Genomic DNA, 16,679 nt, shown 5'->3' with positions numbered 1-16,679 from the left:
ATCTCTAGCTCACTGCTTTATGGGCTTTTACTCCGTGGTGGTATGGCAATAAGCAGATCTTGTCAAAATATTGATAGCAAACGTGCATAGGTCTATCATCGCTGTTCACGCAGCTTCTGTTGATTCTGATGATGAGGTGATGTTGATGATTACCGCTAGTCCGATACATATAACTGTAAGAATTCCGCAAAGTTCTGTCCAGCCAAGTAGGCCCAACCGAGTTACTGCTAGAGGGGCTACAACGGTTATAACCCCACCAGAGAGAATTGGTTGCAGGATCAATTGTTTGATCGAAAATACAGGTAAGGTTTTTGTGAGGTTGCGGGGATCGGCTAGTCGTAGCAGCAAAAGGCCACTCGCAGCTACTCCAGTGGCCTGTCCGAACTCGGTGATCGAGCGCTCGAACCATTCCTCTCGCAGTGTGAACCTGGCCACAAAGAGCATGATCAATAGATTCCAGGCCAGCCCTGTCACAGACAACACAGTTAGCGGAAGCCAGTCGTGTCGCAGCAGTGGCAGATTCAGGCTTGCCATTGCGGTGGTGATCAGCAGGTCGGTGGCCAGGATGCCGATTTCACGCTGCAATAACTGCGATACCCATTGAGTTTGGCCTGATACTTCCAGGGCTAGTCGGATCAGTAGTGAACCCCCTAGTGCAAGAGGGAAGACTGGGAAGACGTGAATCACTTGACGGTAGAACTCCCCCAGCCAAGGGCCCAATAATCGCAAGCCTTCAAGCATCAACACGCCGCAAGCCACAGCGGCTCCAGCCAGGCCAAGATTTACTGCCAGCAGGCGAAGTTGTTGGCCAAAACTCGTTTCTTCTTCAACAGCTCCTGTGTCTCCGATTTCTGTGGGGCCATGGGGGGCAACCCATCCACGCCAACGGCCGAAAATCACCAGGACACTGCCCAGAAGGGTTGATGTGAGCAGGCCCACTGTTGCCATCGCGAGGCCAAGATCTTGGCCACCAGGGAAGCCGAGTTCGCGAAAGCTTTCACCCATAACGGCCGCTGCCCCATGGCCGCCCTCAAAACCCACTTCAATCAGGCAGCCCATGAGCGGATCAACCCCCAACAGGGGAATCAACACCAGTAGGACCGCTAGTCCCCCCACTAGGTATTGACCAAAACCGAGCATCATTCCCAGCATGGCCTGGGATGCCACAGGCTCCCATAAGCCTTGAGCTTGTGGGAGGGGGCGGCCGATCATCAAGGTGGCGAAGACCAGGGTAAGCAGCGCAGTTGGGACTTCAGTCCAGATGTCCGTTACGCTCAGTGGCAGCAGGGGTAGGGGGCCATAGGGCCCCAGCAGCAGGCCTGCTGTGCCGGCCAACAGGGCAATAGGAAGGCCTAGCCGCTCCAGCCGCAGGGCAGGCTCCAACCTTCGCCCCAAACTCAGCAACAAAGCCAGCAGAGTCAGCAGACTCATGGCCAGCCACACACTGGTTGGCTGGGTGGCATGGAGGAGGCTTTGTAAGCCGTTAACCATGAGAGCCGTCTAGTGGCGTTAGATCAAAGCAGCGCTTCAGATGGTGTTTTGTCTTCTGGAGAACTTCTATATGTATTTCGCCATCGTGAAAGCCATGACTGTCGTATGCAAAGGGTTGTATTTTCATCGCTCCTTGTTGGCTTGCATGGCTTGAATCGAGAGCTTTTGCCTGCTCAGGTTTGAGTGTTGTGTCGCTTTTGTATGAGTGGATTGGCGGCGAGTGCTTCATTGCGGGGAGCCATTGGTGTTGCCGTGCTTGTTGCCGCTGGGCTAGTTCTCGATGCTGAATCCGCGCTGTTTGCTGAGGCGTTTGCAGTGAGTGGCTTGTCTTCTTTTAACCAATCAGGGTCAGGTAGAGCACTATGCAGGGCGCCCTGCAGCAGATGTCCGATGGCCATGCTCCTGTCTATAGCGTAAACATCGCAATAGTCATCGAGGCAACCCAATACCTCCTCCTGAAGTGAGATCTCAATTCGCGTAGCTGTTTGACGATCGTTAGGTGGAGTGCTCATCAGTTGTCATCTCGGTGTGTTTGTTCCGATTCTCATAGGCCAAGCTGGGGAAATGAGTAAGGGGAGGGTATCGCGAAGCGCTTGAGGGTCTATCGACTTGCAAGCTCCCAATCCAGTGATTGGGTATGGCATTGCTCAAAGAACAGGCATTTCTTTCAAGACAGATCACCTGTTGAACTCAGTAGGGTTGGGATGGCTTTTGGGATTGTTGTCAGAACGGCGCATCCTGATCTGAAGCTGATGAGCTGTTCAGAGCAGCTTTGAAACCCTGCTGGAGACCTTTGCCTCTTGGAAACAATCGAAGCCGACGTGGTGATCGTGGGTGGTGGCCCAGCTGGTTGCAGCTGCGCGCTTTACACATCGCGTGCCGATTTGAAGACAGTCATCCTTGATAAGAATCCTGATGTAGGCGCCTTGGCGATTACCCATCAGATCGCTAATTATCCAGGCGTTTCCAGTGAGATGAGTGGCGAAGCTCTACTGGCTTTGATGCGCGAGCAGGCCGTTTCCTTTGGCAGTGATTATCGCCGTGCCCAGGTTTTTGGTGTGGACGTGAATGGTGAATGGAAGACGGTGTATACCCCGGAAGGTACTTTTAAGGCAAGGGCACTGGTTGTAGCGACTGGCGCTTTGGGGCGCCCAGCATCATTCAAGGGAGAGGCTGAGTACCTTGGCCGCGGCGTCAGCTATTGCGCCACCTGTGATGGTGCCTTCTATAAAGGACGTGAGGTGGCTGTTGTTGGGGCAAACAAAGAGGCAGTTGAGGAAGGACAGGTGCTGACCAAGTTCGCTTCGACAGTGCATTGGCTTACAACGAGTGACCCCAAGGAAGATGACGTGCACGCGCAAGCGTTGATGACTCAGCCAAATGTTCAACACTGGAGCCGCACAAGATTGATGTTGATTGAGGGAGATGATGCTGGCGTGACTGGCATCAAGTTGAAAAATCGGACTCAGGAGACAGAGCAGGACTTGGCCGTGGAAGGTGTGTTTGTTTACATGAGTGGCTCTAAGCCGATCACTGATTTCTTAGGTGATCAGGTGGCTTTTAAAGAGGATGGTGGCGTCGTGGTAGATGACTTCATGGCCACAACTGTGGACGGGGTATGGGCTATTGGTGATATTCGTAACACCCCGTTTAAGCAGGCGGTGGTAGCCGCATCAGACGGTTGTATCGCTGCAATGGCGATCGATCGATTCCTTAATAGCCGTAAGGGGATTCGGGTTGATTGGGTGCATTAGTGAGGACGCAGCGTCGACCAGACCTTGTCTTGCGGATCTTTTTTCACTGCTGATGAATTATTCGATCAGGAGATTAACTTTAGAGTTTGAAGGATAAGTTTTTGTGTAGAGTAAGATGCATAAGTAGTAAGCCTTCAGGGGATTAATCTAATTGATTTGCATACTGGCTAAAGGTTGAATTAGAGCTCTGGCAATTCTGGCTAGATGAATCCTGGGTTTAATATTTTATTTTCAAGGCCACATTGCATTGCATACGGATGGCATCTCTTTTGTGAGGATTTCTCTGCACTTGATGGCAACGTTTTGGTGTTCTTTTTGGGTGCCATGTGCGGAGCGCAGGTCGATATAATGAAGCCAAGATCTAACACTCCCTGCCATATAGATTTTCGTGGGAGTGGCTAGTGGAAGAACTTCTCTTGCGCATTCTTTTGCTACACCTGCTGCAAGCATCTCTTGGTATAGGTCGCGACTTTGTTCAAACAATAAGTTCGCTTTTGAACTCAGTTTTGATACTGTCTCTTGATCAAGATCGTCGATGCTGCTTTGCCTATTTTTTGTATCTTGCCTGCGTAGTGAAGGCGCCTTTGCGAAGGCCATTGTTGAGACATCAGCATAGCGCTGACTAAATTCTTGAAAAGAGAAGCTTCGATGTCTGAGGATTTGCGCTGCTATTGCTCGGGTTGTTCCTATTTCCATAACCACATGGGCCATCTCGAAGGGACTCCAGTGAGAATGTTTGATCAGATAGCGGATAAGCTTTTCGCTATCAGGATTGTCTTGATTTTGAGGATTAGATACTCTCGCACAGTAAGCAATGATCTCTTCTGCCTTGGGTGTTACGGAGATTAAGGATACGGTGTTCATGGATCTGATGATTGGGAGATTGAATAACTTGGATTTGTGATTATTTTTTGGAGTGATGACTATAGATGTCTTCATCCCTGCTGTCTTTCTTTTCTACTTGGTAGCGTTCATGTTTTTGCAATGATCGAATAGCACAAATTCTTCTTAGCAGTTTTGAAAGAAGATTCAGGGTTCTGTGCTGCTTGGCATCTCGGTCCAGATTGCTAGCTCCTCGATCGACTGCACCCCTTCACGTCGCTGTCCGTCTTCAAGGATCCAGGTGGGATAGGCATGAATCTCGGCTTTTACGCAGGCTGCTGATTGTTCAGGTAGCTGTTTCGGTTTGCCACATTCCACATAGTTCAGCATCGTGCTCGCCTTCTGGCCGAACAGGTTTTTTTGGAAGAAACAAGCTGGACAGCTCCAGGAGCCGTAGAACACGGCTCCGATGGTGTTGAGATGACGAACCAAGGTCAGTTGTTCGCTGGTTGATGTTTTGAGAGGCTCCCCTAGGGTTCCAGCGCCATCGCCTGCTCGGGTTTTGGCAGCTTGCAGTGAGATACTCAGCCCCATCGCTGTGAGTAGGGACAGCCATAACTTCAGGCCATGGTTGCCTCGGAGGATGTGTGGCCGAACCATGGAAGCTGAAGAGTGGGGTTTGGCAAACTTAAGCACTCCCCAGTCGTTCGGGCTTCCCTCCATCTAGCAAGCCTCAGGGTTACAGCGAAACTGGGACACTGAACAGATGTAGGGCCTCGGGCCGAATCAACGCCATGGCCGGCAGCGGCTACCGGGATTATTTCAAGGTTCTCGGAGTTGAGCGCAACGCCGATAGCGATGACATCAAGCGAGCATTCCGCAAGCTGGCGCGCCAGTACCACCCTGATGTGAATCCCGGTGATTCCACAGCTGAGGCGAAGTTCAAGGAGGTGAGTGAGGCATATGAGGTGCTGTCCGATCCGGATAAACGCAGTAAATATGAGCAGTTTGGCCGCTATTGGAATCAGGCCAGTGGCATGGGTGGTGGAGGTCCTGCCGGGGCTGGTTTTGAAGTTGACTTTGGTCGTTATGGGAACTTTGACGACTTCATTAATGACCTTTTGGGCCGTTTTGGTGGGCCTCAAGCTGCTGCTGGTTTTGGCGCTGGTTTCCCTGGTGGCGCAGGCTTCCCTAGAGGGAGCTCTCGTGCTCCGGTGAATCTTGATGCCGAAGCCACTTTGAAGGTGAGTTTTGCTGAAGCGTTTCGCGGTACAGAACGCACCCTTTCTGTTAATGAAGAGCGAGTGCAGGTGCGCATTCCGCAGGGCATTAAACCTGGTTCGCGCTTACGCCTCAAGGGAAAGGGCAATCTTCAGCCTGGAACTGGCCGGCGGGGTGATCTTTTCCTCAATATTGATGTACAAACGCATCCCTTATGGCGGTTGGATGGTGATCAGCTGCGGGCCGATTTGCCCGTTGCGCTCGATGAGTTTGCACTGGGGGGTACGGCGACTGTGGTGACTCCTGATGGGGAAGCTCAGGTGACCATTCCTGCAGGAACCTCGCCAGGGCGCAGTCTGCGGCTTAAAGGCAAAGGTTGGCCTTCGCCTGGGGGGCGCGGTGATTTGCTCTTGACCCTCAACCTGAAGTTACCGTCTGAATGGTCTGCCGATGAGCTGGAGTTGTTGAAACGGTTGCAGCAGTCCCGCAGCACTGACCCCCGTCAGTCCTGGCTTCAGATGGCTCGACTCTGAGGCGAGACTTACTCTCACGACATTGTTATGCGGTTTTGATGGATCTCACTTATCGCCCTCGTCGCCTGCGTCGTACTCCTGCCCTGCGTTCCATGGTGCGGGAGCACAGCCTCACAGCTGCTGATTTTATCTATCCCTTGTTTGTCCATGAGGGAGCTGATGTGGAGCCTATCGGTGCCATGCCAGGAACCAATCGCTGGAGCCTGGATCGCTTAATGGGAGAAGTTCAACGGGCCTGGGGTCTGGGCATTCGTTGTGTGGTGCTTTTCCCGAAAGTCGCTGAGGGCCTCAAAACTGAAGATGGGGCGGAATGTTTCAGTGAGCATGGGTTGATTCCGCGGGCCATCACGCAGCTCAAGCATGAGCTGCCGGAAATGACAGTGATGACCGATGTGGCTTTGGACCCCTATTCCTGTGATGGTCATGACGGCATCGTTAGCGCCGAGGGTGTGGTGCTTAACGACGAGACGATTGAACAACTCTGTCGTCAGGCTGTAGTTCAGGCTCGTGCTGGTGCTGACCTGATTGGACCAAGCGACATGATGGATGGCCGCGTCGGCGCCATCCGTGAAGCTCTTGACGACGAGGGTTTTGAGCATGTGGGGATCATCAGCTATACAGCGAAATACTCTTCGGCGTACTACGGCCCGTTTCGCGAGGCGCTTGATTCAGCCCCGCGGGTGGCTGGTGGCAAGCCAATCCCTAAAGACAAGAGCACGTATCAAATGGATCCAGCCAATGCTCGTGAGGCCATTACTGAGGCTCAACTCGATGAGCAGGAGGGTGCAGACATTCTCATGGTGAAGCCTGGCCTGGCCTATCTCGACATCATTCATCGTTTAAGCGAAGAATCGGAGTTACCCATCGCTGCTTACAACGTGAGTGGCGAGTATTCGATGGTGAAGGCTGCTGCTGAAAGGGGTTGGCTCGATGAGCGGGCGGTGGTCCTAGAAACCTTGTTGAGTTTCAAGCGAGCTGGTGCCGATTTGATCCTCACTTACCACGCTTGTGATGCAGCCGCTTGGTTACGGCAGGGATGATTGGATTCTTTCAAGTTCAGTGGGGCGCAACAGCGTTGAAATGAGCGCTGTAGTCATGAGCTCTGAGGTCTCGACTGCTTCGCTTGCCTTTCAAGACACACTCAAGCAGCTTGAATGGCCACGCTTATGTGAACACCTCGCTGGATTTGCCAGCACCTTGCAGGGCCGTCGTCATTGCCAGACTTTGTCACTGCCTGCTGATTTGTCTGACAGCCGTTTGCGCTTGGCAGAAACTCTTGAGATAGGTGCTTTGGATGGCCTGATTGATGGAGGCCTCAGCTTTCAGGGTGTCCATGACCTTGGCAATATCCTGGCTCGCTGTACAAAAGGTGGTGTGGCTTCTGGCGAAGAGCTTTTAGCTGTTGCCGACACCCTTGCAGCAGCGCGCCGCTTGCGCCGCCAGATTAATGATCCAGAGCTTCGTCCCACGATCTCGGCGCTGTTGCTGGATGTCGCAACGATGCCCGAGCTGGAACGGCGACTCAAATTTGCATTGGAAGAGGGTGGTCGGGTGGCTGATCGCGTCAGCTCCAAGCTCGCTGGCTTGCGACGACAGTGGCAAGGTTTGCGTCAGGAACGTCGTGATTGCCTACAGGAGGTGATCAGGCGTCATGCGGCCATGCTGCATGACACTGTGATCGCAGATCGCCATGGCCGGCCAGTGCTAGCGGTGAAGGCCGCTGCAGTGTCTCAACTCCCTGGCCTGGTCCACGACAGCTCAGCATCTGGCAGCACAGTCTTTGTTGAGCCTCAGGTCGTGATCACTCTGAGTAATCGTCTTGCTGAATTGGATGGTCGTATCCGAGAGCAGCAGCAGCTCGTCTTGGCGGAGTTGAGTGCGGCGGTGGCTGAGTCCGGCGTATCGATTGGGCGCCTGGGGGATGTTCTGCTTCAACTCGACTTAGCTCTAGCTCGTGGCCGTTATGGTCAATGGCTTGGCGGGGTCCCCCCTACGTTGCATGCCGAGGCTGCAGCTCCTTTCAGCCTTCAGGAGCTGCGACATCCCTTGCTGGTTTGGCAACATCGCCGTGAGCATGGGGAAGCTGTGGTGCCGATCAGCGTTGAGGTCTCCTCCACGCTGAAAGTGGTCGCGATTACAGGACCCAATACCGGTGGAAAGACTGTCACGCTTAAGAGTGTTGGCCTGGCCTTGCTGATGGCTCGGGCGGGTCTCTTGTTGCCTTGCACAGGGAGTCCATCAATGCCCTGGTGTGCACAGGTGCTTGCTGATATCGGTGATGAACAGTCACTACAACAGAATCTCTCCACCTTTAGTGGCCATGTGAAGCGCATTGGCCGCATTCTTGAAGCCTTGATCGAGGGGCCAGGCCCAGCGTTGGTGCTTCTTGATGAGGTCGGGGCGGGTACTGATCCGAGTGAAGGGACGGCCCTGGCCACAGCCCTGCTGCGCACGCTTGCCGACCGGGCTCGCCTGACCATCGCGACAACTCATTTCGGCAAACTCAAGGCCCTCAAATACGGCGATTCTCGCTTTGAAAACGCTTCTGTGGCCTTTGATGGCGAGACGATGTTGCCCACCTATCGACTGCAATGGGGAATCCCTGGTCGCAGTAATGCCCTCAGCATCGCGATGCGGCTTGGCCTAGACGACGCAGTGATTGCTCAGGCCCAAGAGCTGCTTGGACCTTGTGGTGATGGAGAGGTGAATGAGGTGATCCGTGGTCTTGAAGAGCAACGCAGCCTTCAACAGGCAGCTGCTGAAGATGCCGCGGCTCTGCTGGCACGTACGGAATTACTCCATGAGGAGCTTCTCAGTCGCTGGCAGAAGCAGCGCAAGCAGTCTGCAGATTTGCAGGAACAAGGCCGTCAGAAACTGGAGAGCTCCATTCGAGAGGGGCAGAAGGAAGTCCGTCAGTTGATTCGCCGGTTGCGCGAGGGTCGTGCCGATGGTGAGTCCGCACGACGTGCGGGTCAACGCTTGCGTCGCATTCAGGCTGACCATCGGATTCAGCCTCAACGCAAACAGCAGATTGGCTGGCGTCCTGAAGTAGGAGAGCGCATTCGGCTGTTGGCCCTTGGTAAGGCCGCAGAAGTGATTGCTATCTCTGACGATGGCAAACAACTGACAGTGCGTTGTGGAGTGATGCGCAGCACTGTGGAGCTGTCAGGGGTGGAAAGCCTTGATGGCCTCAAGCCAAGTCCTCCAGAGTTGGTGGTGAAGGTGAAGGTCCGTTCAGGTCTGGGCCGTGGTGCAGAGGTACGCACGACCCGCAACACCGTGGATGTTCGCGGACTGCGGGTGCATGAAGCCGAGGTTGCCGTTGAGGAGCACTTGCGCAGTAGCACTGGTCCCATATGGGTCATTCATGGCATCGGGAGCGGCAAACTCAAGCGAGGGCTCCGCCAGTGGCTTGAGACCGTTCCTTATGTGGAACGCGTAAACGATGCCGATCAGGGTGATGGTGGAGCCGGTTGCAGTGTGATTTGGCTGCATTAGCCCAGAATGGGCAAGTGGAGTTTGCGGTCGTTTGGGTCTTGTTCAGTGTTGTCTTGAGCTGTCATTGCGATGGCTTCTCCGTCGGCACCAAACAGTCGCCAGCCTCGAGGGTCTGCCTCTAGATGCAGGTTGCTTCCAGCGCTGAGCGAGAGCTCGGGCGAGGCCCTCACTTGAACGAGATGGTTCCCGTCAACAAGTTTGCAGGTGATCAGTTGTTCATTGCCTAAGACTTCCAGATGACTCACGATTGCCGCGAGATTGCGGTTGGTGGAAGGAGCTACGCGCAAATGCTCCGGTCGAAGACCAGCGCTGAGCGGTTGCCCCTCTTCCAGATGCAGCAGCGCTTCGGCCATTGGTCCTTCAACCGCTAGGCGACGATCGCCTAGTAGGAGCGTATTGGCTGGGCCAACAAAGACTGGAAGTACGTTCATGGGCGGACTGCCGATGAACTGCGCAACAAAAAGGTTTGATGGCCATTGATAGAGCTCGATTGGCGTGCCCAATTGCTGTAGCTGCCCTTGATTCAGTACCGCAATCCGATGACCCATCGTCATCGCCTCGACTTGGTCGTGGGTGACATAGATGGTGGTGGTGCCAAGTTGACGCTGGAGGTCAACGATTTGAGTGCGCGTGCTGTTGCGCAGTTTTGCGTCCAAGTTGCTGAGTGGTTCGTCCATCAGGAATACGGACGGCTGTCTCGCCATTGCCCGGCCTAGAGCAACACGTTGTTTTTGACCGCCAGAGAGTTCTTTGGGTTGGCGATTGAGCAGTGGTTGAAGTTCCAGGACTTCAGCAACTTCTCTTGTGCGGGCCTCGATTCGCTGCTCTCGTATAGATGAAACCTGCAGAAGTGGAGGCAAGTTGCGGGTATTGCGATGGAGTTGGTCTTGCAGGAGTTGGCCTAGAGATCGCTGCTGACTGCGCCGTAGGCCGAAGGCCAGGTTGTCGCGCACACTTAAGTGGGGATAAAGCGCGTAGCTTTGGAACACCATCGCAACGTCCCTTTGGGCAGGTCGCAACTGGGAGACAGGTTGTTTGCCGACGTAGATCTCTCCGCTGGTAGGGGCTTCGAGGCCCGCGATCAGCCTCAGTAGTGTGCTTTTACCGCAGCCTGAGGGGCCCACCAGCACAAGGAATTCACCATCGTTGATTTGTAGATTCAGTTGACGAATGACCTCGACAGAGGGTTCATTCCGCCTGCTTGGGTAGGTCTTGTTGAGAGCCTTGAAGCGAACGCCGGCCACCCACAGTTCCCCAATCAGGTTGATCCTAGGGTTGGAGCTTGGACAAGCTGGGTGCCTGCACTGCAGTTCATAGATCAGGCACGCATAAAGGAATTGTGCATCATTTCCTCTCAGGGCCAGTCATACCAGTAATTCTTGAGAATTAGGTTAAGATTTGGGGACGTCCCTGATTCATCCCCGAATGAGTCCTGACCAAGTAATTCATGGATCAAAATCCCTAGAGCGTCCCCGAAAAGAGGAGGCACTCAACTTGCTGGATGTCGTTCTACAAAACGCTGGATATGAAGCAGGTGATCTGCAAATTGCTTTAGAAGCAATTGATCATGCCAAAAAACTTAGGGTTAATAAGGAAAAGGAGCCGATATCGGACTCATATTATATTGATAAAACTTTGATCTACGAAGATCATGAGGCTTTTATCTATACACGAGCAGATCATGTACGAAAGAATTGGTATTTTAGTCTCTGGGATGCTAAATCACATAAACCTGTCCGACGAGCTTTAAAAACTACTGATAAGACTCAAGCCATCACAAGAGCCAGACTGCTCTATGTCGAGATCAAAGGTAAGATTGATAGAGGAGAAAGGCTAAAATCAATTAATACTATTGAGCTTATTAAACTATGGGATGAGAAAGTCAAAGCACAAATCACTAAAATTCCACATGAAGGCATTACGGAGGGTAGATACAAGGTAATTTTCCAGCATATAAGGCATTGGAAAGAGTATATTGATTCTCTTGGCCTGTTAAATACAGCTATTGATAGGATAGAACCGCATAGAACAAGAGATTTTGGAACTTACCTAAAAAACAAACCTAAGCAGGCATATAAAAACAAACCTCGCAATCTCCAGCTAATTAATGGAAATATCAGTGAGATAAAAAGAATGTATAAGGAACTGGCCGTAAGGGATAAATATATCTGTACTTCTCAAGCCCCAGAGATCGATTTCTTAAGAACACAGAAAGATGATGGTTATAAGCGCGATATCCTAAGTGAAGAACAGTACGAAAGGTTATGGAGATATATACAATTCACATATATCACCAAGAAGCACAATCCCGAGCGTACTTCAGAACAACTTGAAATAAGAAAGATTTGGAAAGAGTTCATATTCATTTTGTCCAATGTTGGATTTCGGCCAAAGGAACTTCTCGGAATCAGGATGTATGAGATAACTGATAATCCAAATTGGGATACAAAGAGAAGAGAAACAGACTTACTGATGAAGGTATGTAAGGAGAATTCAAAGACAGGTAGAGCAAGGGTTTGCGTAGCGCCTGTGAAGAAAAGAATTCAAAGAGTAGTTGACTCATATAGAAAACTGGGAATTACTCATGAACCAACTGATGTTCTCTTCATAAGCTATCAAAGGATTAGAGGTGAAGTAGAAGAACGCAAACCTTATTCAAGAGATGTATTTGCTATCAGGCTTAATGAAGTACTAAAGGCTAGTGGTCTACAGGAGGAATTAGATCGAGAAGGTAAATCAGTCACTTTATATAGTTTTCGCCATCAGTACGCTTGTTGGCGGTTGAGATACGGAGATGTACCAATACACTTATTGGCTAAACAAATGGGCACATCAATTCAGAAAATCGAACAAACCTATGGACATATCGAGGTTGAGCAACAAGCAGATGTGATAACCAAAGCGCAAGACCATATCAAGAGAACTGGATTTGTATTGAATAAACCTGAAGTTATAGAGGAAGACGATATTAATTATATAACCGAAAAAGTAGTAACCAATAGACGATCAAAGCAAAAATGCATCAAGAACTAAATAAGCTGAGAGTTTAATTCACACTCATAACTGCCACCTATACACAAATACCCTTAGATGCAAGCAGATATGCAACTTGTTAGGGTCTTTTCAAGATTTTGTAGATCAAAATAGACTGGTAAAGCCTTCCCAATGATGTGTTTATTATCTTCAGCCTATCTTTCATTCTTTATTGAATCTTCCAAAGAAGAAATGGAAAGCTTAAAATTATACAAAGCAGTATTGAAGCAAGCCTACGCTCTCGTGCAGCTATCTTTAGAGCAACCAGTGGTTTGCTATCTTCTGAAGAATTGACATATCGATTTGCTGACAACAAAGACTCGACAAATACCATTACAGTTATTATATAGGAGATTAAATAGATCTTATCCATATACGTTAAGTAGTCAATTGATTCAGGGAGCATTTGCCGCCATCGATCCTGCTGGACTGCGAGAATAAGGAGAATAGATGCTGGCAGTGTAATCTTAGGAATAGATACTTTGATATCAATAAACAATGAAATTACACAAACAAAAAGAGCGGCTATCAAGGGGATAAATAAGCTAGCAAGCGAAGAAGAGACGATCCGCTGAAAAGCTAAAATCGCATTAACTTGTGAATACCTATAAAAGTCTTCAAAGTCTTCTGGTACATCAACACCAAACTCATGCCCAAATTGTTTCGAAAAGATTATCTTCTTATTCTCTAAAACAATTTCTTTAAATTGATAGCCTGGAATGCCTAACTTATTTGACACAAAAGACTGACTATTGTCTCCTAAAAGGACAAAATCCCTTAAAATCTTATCATCTGTTCCGATTTGGATCTCTAAATTTATTGTCTCAAATGGAAAGTTACTATAATCAATATCATCAATTACAAACCTTGAGGCAAAACGTCTTCCCTGCCATTTCCAGTCATCAGCTTCTTCGCTAAGAGAGAAGTTCTCTGAGGTGGCGCCCGGAACAATTTGATTCATAAAATCCAAAGTATTTATTGGAGGGCCACGAAATTGTCCATTTCCATCTAAATCACCCTGCCACTTCATCCATAACCAGCCATCTGCAGCGAATGATTCCGAGGATGGATCATAATCATAAATCTGATTCAAATATAATCCTGTAGTTACCTTAAGCGCATCCTTTGACACATCTTGAGGGTCGAGAGACTCAACCCTTTCATTAAAGTGGAGGTCCTGAGGTTGACCTTGATTCACATAAGTCGCAACAAAGAATATCGTCAGAGACAAGCAAAAAAAGCCAACTATGAACCTATGCTGATGACGCCAAATAATTCCCAACTGTTTAGCAATGTGATTCACTTCCTATTTACCAATACTCAAAAAACATTTCAAATCAACATTTTTCATTTTACTCTCGGCTTCCAAATTCATATTATAATTGTACTGCAAAATTTTCTATAATCAAGGGTTTGCAACAATTTGTCCCAGCCAATCAGTGTGAGATGATCATGATTGGCAGCAATTATCGAAGCAGCGAAAGAATTTATCTCACTGCAAGATGAACAGCTTACAAGTAAAGCTAAGTTGATACAAGCTCTACAGGAGGAGAAACAAGCATTGACGTACGTCTTGATTGCTACTTCTTCATTCGGGTTTCTATTCTGAGATTACTTACCAGTCGTAAGGCTGGTATTTTTTTGTGGATGGATGAAACAAGTATGATTAGCTATTGATTATGTTCAATTGATAGCTACGATATGCATATACAGTCGCCATAGGCCCCTAGAAGGCTCTGTAATCGTCCTTAAACCACCTCAAGGATCAATCCCACCAAAGCACATCAAGGACGTGGCTGAAGGGCATACAAAGGCCAATAACAAAAGCAATAACAACCAATGAAGGAACCTAATTCAAAATACAACCTACATAGCAAGTCCAAAGACTACTTCCCAATCAGACAATATCGATTTGATTCATCAGAACATCCAATAATTAAATCAAGGAAGGAGTGTAAGTTCAGACTAAAGACAATTCTATCCAAGCAAGAAGAACAAATGCTGGAAGGAATAATCAACACACTTCAATGTGAGCGTAGGGATGCTCTACGCATATCGTTCTATGAAGCAGTTAGAAGAGGCTGTGATGCTGTCGAACCTGCTGTTAGGTATGCAAGGCGTGATTCAAAAGAAAGAGGCCATACAGCACGAGATAGAACCCTTACAGTTGCCCTCCCTAATAGTGAAAAGAAAGCACTATTAGAACTAGCTACTGAGCTGGACCTATCAGAGAAAGAAGTAGTAAGGCTGGCAATAATATGGTTGGAGAAGTCTTTTCGAAATGGAACAATAGATCGGATACATAAATGTAGAATGAAATCTAATGATGATATTGCCGACAAATGGAGTAAAGAAAACAAAGGAGCTCCACCTAATCCAAAGGTTGCCAAGTTAAAAGAGGCAATAGACATCGAGAAGCAGATAAGGGTATGTCTCGATGAAGAAGGTGGGACCTTGCCTGTAGAGAACTCCTACTTTTACCCAGCATGGAAGTGGTTAGGGCGAGATTTGAAAGATAGGATTGATTATTACTTGGCCAGACATCACCTGTTAACTCTGAATATGCTCTCTAATTGGGAAAGGGAGATATTAGCGAGAATGCTGGTATATGACTTTAGCTGGAAGATGGCTGTTGATACACATTATGAGGACAAGCGGGAAGCACAACGGATATTAAAATTAAGTAGGGCTGACCTTCTTAAACTAATCAAAGGGGAGGTAGATGATCAAGAAGCATCTAGAGAGCGAAGTATAGAAGAATCTAAGACGCAAAGATCAAGGACAGTGGAGCAAGTAAACAAATTACGAGAAGACAAGTTAACTAGAGATGAACGAATACTAGATAGCTTTGTTAAAGGTAGAGCTGAGAACAAACCAAAAGACAGCAAAACTAACGAAGATGATGTTCTACGAGAGAGTTGTTCGGACCTGATAAATCAGCTAGACCCCAACTATCTAGACGACGAAAACGAACTCAGCTGAAACTGACTGCAATTACTGGATATATAGCCCTACCTCCCTACTATATATAGAGGGATAGGACTTGGTGAACAAACCCTTTTACTATCGACACAAATGAATAGCTACACAGAAGCTAAAGAACGGATATGCAGGTCATTACTCTCTCGAATTAAATTTGTAGACGACAAGCTCTCTGATAATTTAGACACAGATGATGTTGAGTTATTGAGAGAGTATTACCTAAGGCAGACATATCTACTACGTAGACTAGAACTTGTTCTAACGACACAAAACTACTGATAGATACATTAGTCTATGGATTGGTGAACGAACGAAGTGAGTGAACATCCATCTTCTAAACACTTCTATCTAACCACTCCAATGAAGTAGTAAAGAAGACATAATGGTTAACTTAGACTTCGCTCCACTTCGTTCCGCTCCGTGTTGCGTTGGGAGTAGTAACTAAGTATGTCTAAAGTTACAGCGTTAACTGATAGACCAATGGTATGAATGTCTTTAAAAGAATTACCACTAATACCCTTTGGGGTGTTAGTGCTTTTGGCAGGTCTGGTTAGGGTGGAGCCAGGTCTGCCATTTCTTAGATCAAACTAGTAGGGAAAGGAATCCACAGCTAGTAGATGGTAAGAAGAACATTGATAGTTCTTTATAGGTATCGGATGTCGTTTTAAGCGAATAGGGAGGTGATTGAAGAAATAAAAAGGCCCCTGCTAATGCAAGGGCTTTGAGTGTGTAGGCTGAAGGCGGCAGTTACAGGATCATGAGCTCCTTCGAGCTCCTCTCGGTATCTCAGTGCTTATTAGGCCGATTTGATTGCATGGCAGGCAGGCAGCTATGCCCATGTCCCACGTCGCATGCTCTTTTCCAGGCAGCATCGATTGATTGGTCACGTCGCACCCCCCACCAGTCGCCCCAGCCACAGATTCCAGCTCTTCTTCAGTCAGTTGATGATCTGCTTTTAAGTCTTCTGTTGTAATAGAGAACCCAGCAGCTTTAGCAATAGCAACAACATCAGCACCTTCTGCTTTGAGTTGTTCCTGTAATGAAGGATCGGCTTGAACTTTGGCGATGAAAGCCTTGAGTTGTTCTTCTGACACTTACTTTTAGTGGCTTTTATTATTATACCATCGCCCTTTATTTCTGTCTATTGTTATCAATATAATTTATAGATTTGACGAGCCAATGTGATATTGATTGGTTAAGGATGCTCTCTAATATTAATTCACTATGTGCAAGTCAATGGTGCCAGGTATCGGATGGCGTTTTAAGCGAATAGGGAAGTCGTTGAAGAAATAAAAAGCCCCTGCATTATCAGGGGCTTTGAGTGTGTAGGCTGGGTTAGGCTTAT

General features: G+C 48.6%; 12 protein-coding genes and 1 pseudogene. 6 read left to right on the top strand and 7 right to left on the bottom strand.

Annotated features, from left to right (window positions below):
• Positions 1-105 precede the first annotated feature (105 nt).
• Both EV12_RS00875 and EV12_RS00870 read right to left on the bottom strand, forming a co-directional pair.
• Positions 106-1,491, bottom strand: coding sequence for a sodium/glutamate symporter (locus EV12_RS00875; protein WP_036910887.1), 1,386 nt, complete (start codon positions 1,489-1,491; stop codon positions 106-108).
• Positions 1,492-1,664: 173 nt separating this feature from the next.
• A complete protein-coding gene (locus EV12_RS00870) occupies positions 1,665-2,003 on the bottom strand; it encodes a hypothetical protein (protein ID WP_036910885.1) in 339 nt (112 codons plus the stop codon).
• Positions 2,004-2,291: 288 nt separating this feature from the next.
• On the opposite strand from EV12_RS00870, the gene EV12_RS00865 reads away from it, so the two are divergent.
• Positions 2,292-3,245 (top strand): NAD(P)/FAD-dependent oxidoreductase, encoded by a 954-nt coding sequence (locus EV12_RS00865; RefSeq protein WP_036910884.1) that lies wholly within the window; start codon positions 2,292-2,294, stop codon positions 3,243-3,245.
• Between the two features lie 231 nt (positions 3,246-3,476).
• On the opposite strand, the gene thyX is transcribed toward EV12_RS00865, so the two are convergent.
• On the bottom strand, positions 3,477-4,109 hold the full coding sequence (thyX, locus tag EV12_RS00860; RefSeq protein ID WP_036910882.1) for an FAD-dependent thymidylate synthase: 633 nt from the start codon (positions 4,107-4,109) through the stop codon (positions 3,477-3,479).
• A 165-nt stretch (positions 4,110-4,274) separates the two neighbouring features.
• On the bottom strand, positions 4,275-4,790 hold the full coding sequence (locus EV12_RS00855) for a hypothetical protein (protein ID WP_036910881.1): 516 nt from the start codon (positions 4,788-4,790) through the stop codon (positions 4,275-4,277).
• Positions 4,791-4,861: 71 nt separating this feature from the next.
• On the opposite strand from EV12_RS00855, the gene EV12_RS00850 reads away from it, so the two are divergent.
• Genes EV12_RS00850 through EV12_RS00840 form a run of 3 tightly spaced genes read left to right on the top strand, consistent with a single transcriptional unit; the run spans position 4,862 to position 9,319 of the window.
• On the top strand, positions 4,862-5,821 hold the full coding sequence (locus EV12_RS00850; RefSeq protein WP_036910879.1) for a DnaJ C-terminal domain-containing protein: 960 nt from the start codon (positions 4,862-4,864) through the stop codon (positions 5,819-5,821).
• A gap of 38 nt (positions 5,822-5,859) precedes the next feature.
• Positions 5,860-6,861 carry a porphobilinogen synthase gene (gene hemB, locus EV12_RS00845; RefSeq protein WP_011825065.1) on the top strand — a complete coding sequence of 334 codons (1,002 nt, stop codon included), beginning with the start codon at positions 5,860-5,862 and terminating at the stop codon, positions 6,859-6,861.
• Positions 6,862-6,901: 40 nt separating this feature from the next.
• Positions 6,902-9,319 carry an endonuclease MutS2 gene (locus tag EV12_RS00840; RefSeq protein ID WP_413314965.1) on the top strand — a complete coding sequence of 806 codons (2,418 nt, stop codon included), beginning with the start codon at positions 6,902-6,904 and terminating at the stop codon, positions 9,317-9,319.
• On the opposite strand, the gene EV12_RS00835 is transcribed toward EV12_RS00840, so the two are convergent.
• Complete coding sequence (locus tag EV12_RS00835; RefSeq protein ID WP_036910876.1) at positions 9,316-10,563, bottom strand: ABC transporter ATP-binding protein; 1,248 nt, start codon at positions 10,561-10,563, stop codon at positions 9,316-9,318. The two genes, EV12_RS00840 and EV12_RS00835, sit on opposite strands and share 4 nt — an antisense overlap.
• 181 nt (positions 10,564-10,744) lie before the next feature.
• On the opposite strand from EV12_RS00835, the gene EV12_RS00830 reads away from it, so the two are divergent.
• Positions 10,745-12,352 carry a tyrosine-type recombinase/integrase gene (locus EV12_RS00830; protein ID WP_036910874.1) on the top strand — a complete coding sequence of 536 codons (1,608 nt, stop codon included), beginning with the start codon at positions 10,745-10,747 and terminating at the stop codon, positions 12,350-12,352.
• A 169-nt stretch (positions 12,353-12,521) separates the two neighbouring features.
• On the opposite strand, the gene EV12_RS00825 is transcribed toward EV12_RS00830, so the two are convergent.
• The gene (locus EV12_RS00825) at positions 12,522-13,583 is read right to left on the bottom strand and encodes a hypothetical protein (RefSeq protein WP_152562972.1); all 1,062 of its coding nucleotides are present in this window, start codon (positions 13,581-13,583) and stop codon (positions 12,522-12,524) included.
• A gap of 608 nt (positions 13,584-14,191) precedes the next feature.
• Between EV12_RS00825 and EV12_RS00820 the strand changes: the two genes are divergently transcribed.
• A complete protein-coding gene (locus EV12_RS00820) occupies positions 14,192-15,334 on the top strand; it encodes a hypothetical protein (protein ID WP_036910871.1) in 1,143 nt (380 codons plus the stop codon).
• An 896-nt stretch (positions 15,335-16,230) separates the two neighbouring features.
• On the opposite strand, the pseudogene EV12_RS14475 reads toward EV12_RS00820, so the two are convergent.
• A pseudogene (locus tag EV12_RS14475) lies at positions 16,231-16,428 on the bottom strand (Nif11-like leader peptide family natural product precursor); the annotation flags it as partial.
• Positions 16,429-16,679 lie beyond the last annotated feature (251 nt).

This window comes from Prochlorococcus sp. MIT 0701 (assembly GCF_000760295.1).
In the GTDB taxonomy this organism is placed as follows: Bacteria; Cyanobacteriota; Cyanobacteriia; order PCC-6307; family Cyanobiaceae; genus Prochlorococcus.
The sequence above is the reverse complement of the archived record's forward strand: the minus strand, read 5'-3'. Positions and strand labels throughout refer to the sequence as shown.

What these genes read in the sequence shown, in the direction of transcription:
- EV12_RS00855 (WP_036910881.1), bottom strand. Translation starts at nt 4,790, where the DNA reads ATGGAGGGAAGCCCGAACGACTGGGGAGTGCTTAAGTTTGCCAAACCC.
- EV12_RS00840 (WP_413314965.1), top strand. Translation starts at nt 6,902, where the DNA reads ATGAGCGCTGTAGTCATGAGCTCTGAGGTCTCGACTGCTTCGCTTGCC.
- EV12_RS00870 (WP_036910885.1), bottom strand. Translation starts at nt 2,003, where the DNA reads ATGAGCACTCCACCTAACGATCGTCAAACAGCTACGCGAATTGAGATC.
- EV12_RS00830 (WP_036910874.1), top strand. Translation starts at nt 10,745, where the DNA reads ATGAGTCCTGACCAAGTAATTCATGGATCAAAATCCCTAGAGCGTCCC.
- thyX (WP_036910882.1), bottom strand. Translation starts at nt 4,109, where the DNA reads ATGAACACCGTATCCTTAATCTCCGTAACACCCAAGGCAGAAGAGATC.
- EV12_RS00875 (WP_036910887.1), bottom strand. Translation starts at nt 1,491, where the DNA reads ATGGTTAACGGCTTACAAAGCCTCCTCCATGCCACCCAGCCAACCAGT.
- EV12_RS00850 (WP_036910879.1), top strand. Translation starts at nt 4,862, where the DNA reads ATGGCCGGCAGCGGCTACCGGGATTATTTCAAGGTTCTCGGAGTTGAG.
- EV12_RS00820 (WP_036910871.1), top strand. Translation starts at nt 14,192, where the DNA reads ATGAAGGAACCTAATTCAAAATACAACCTACATAGCAAGTCCAAAGAC.
- hemB (WP_011825065.1), top strand. Translation starts at nt 5,860, where the DNA reads ATGGATCTCACTTATCGCCCTCGTCGCCTGCGTCGTACTCCTGCCCTG.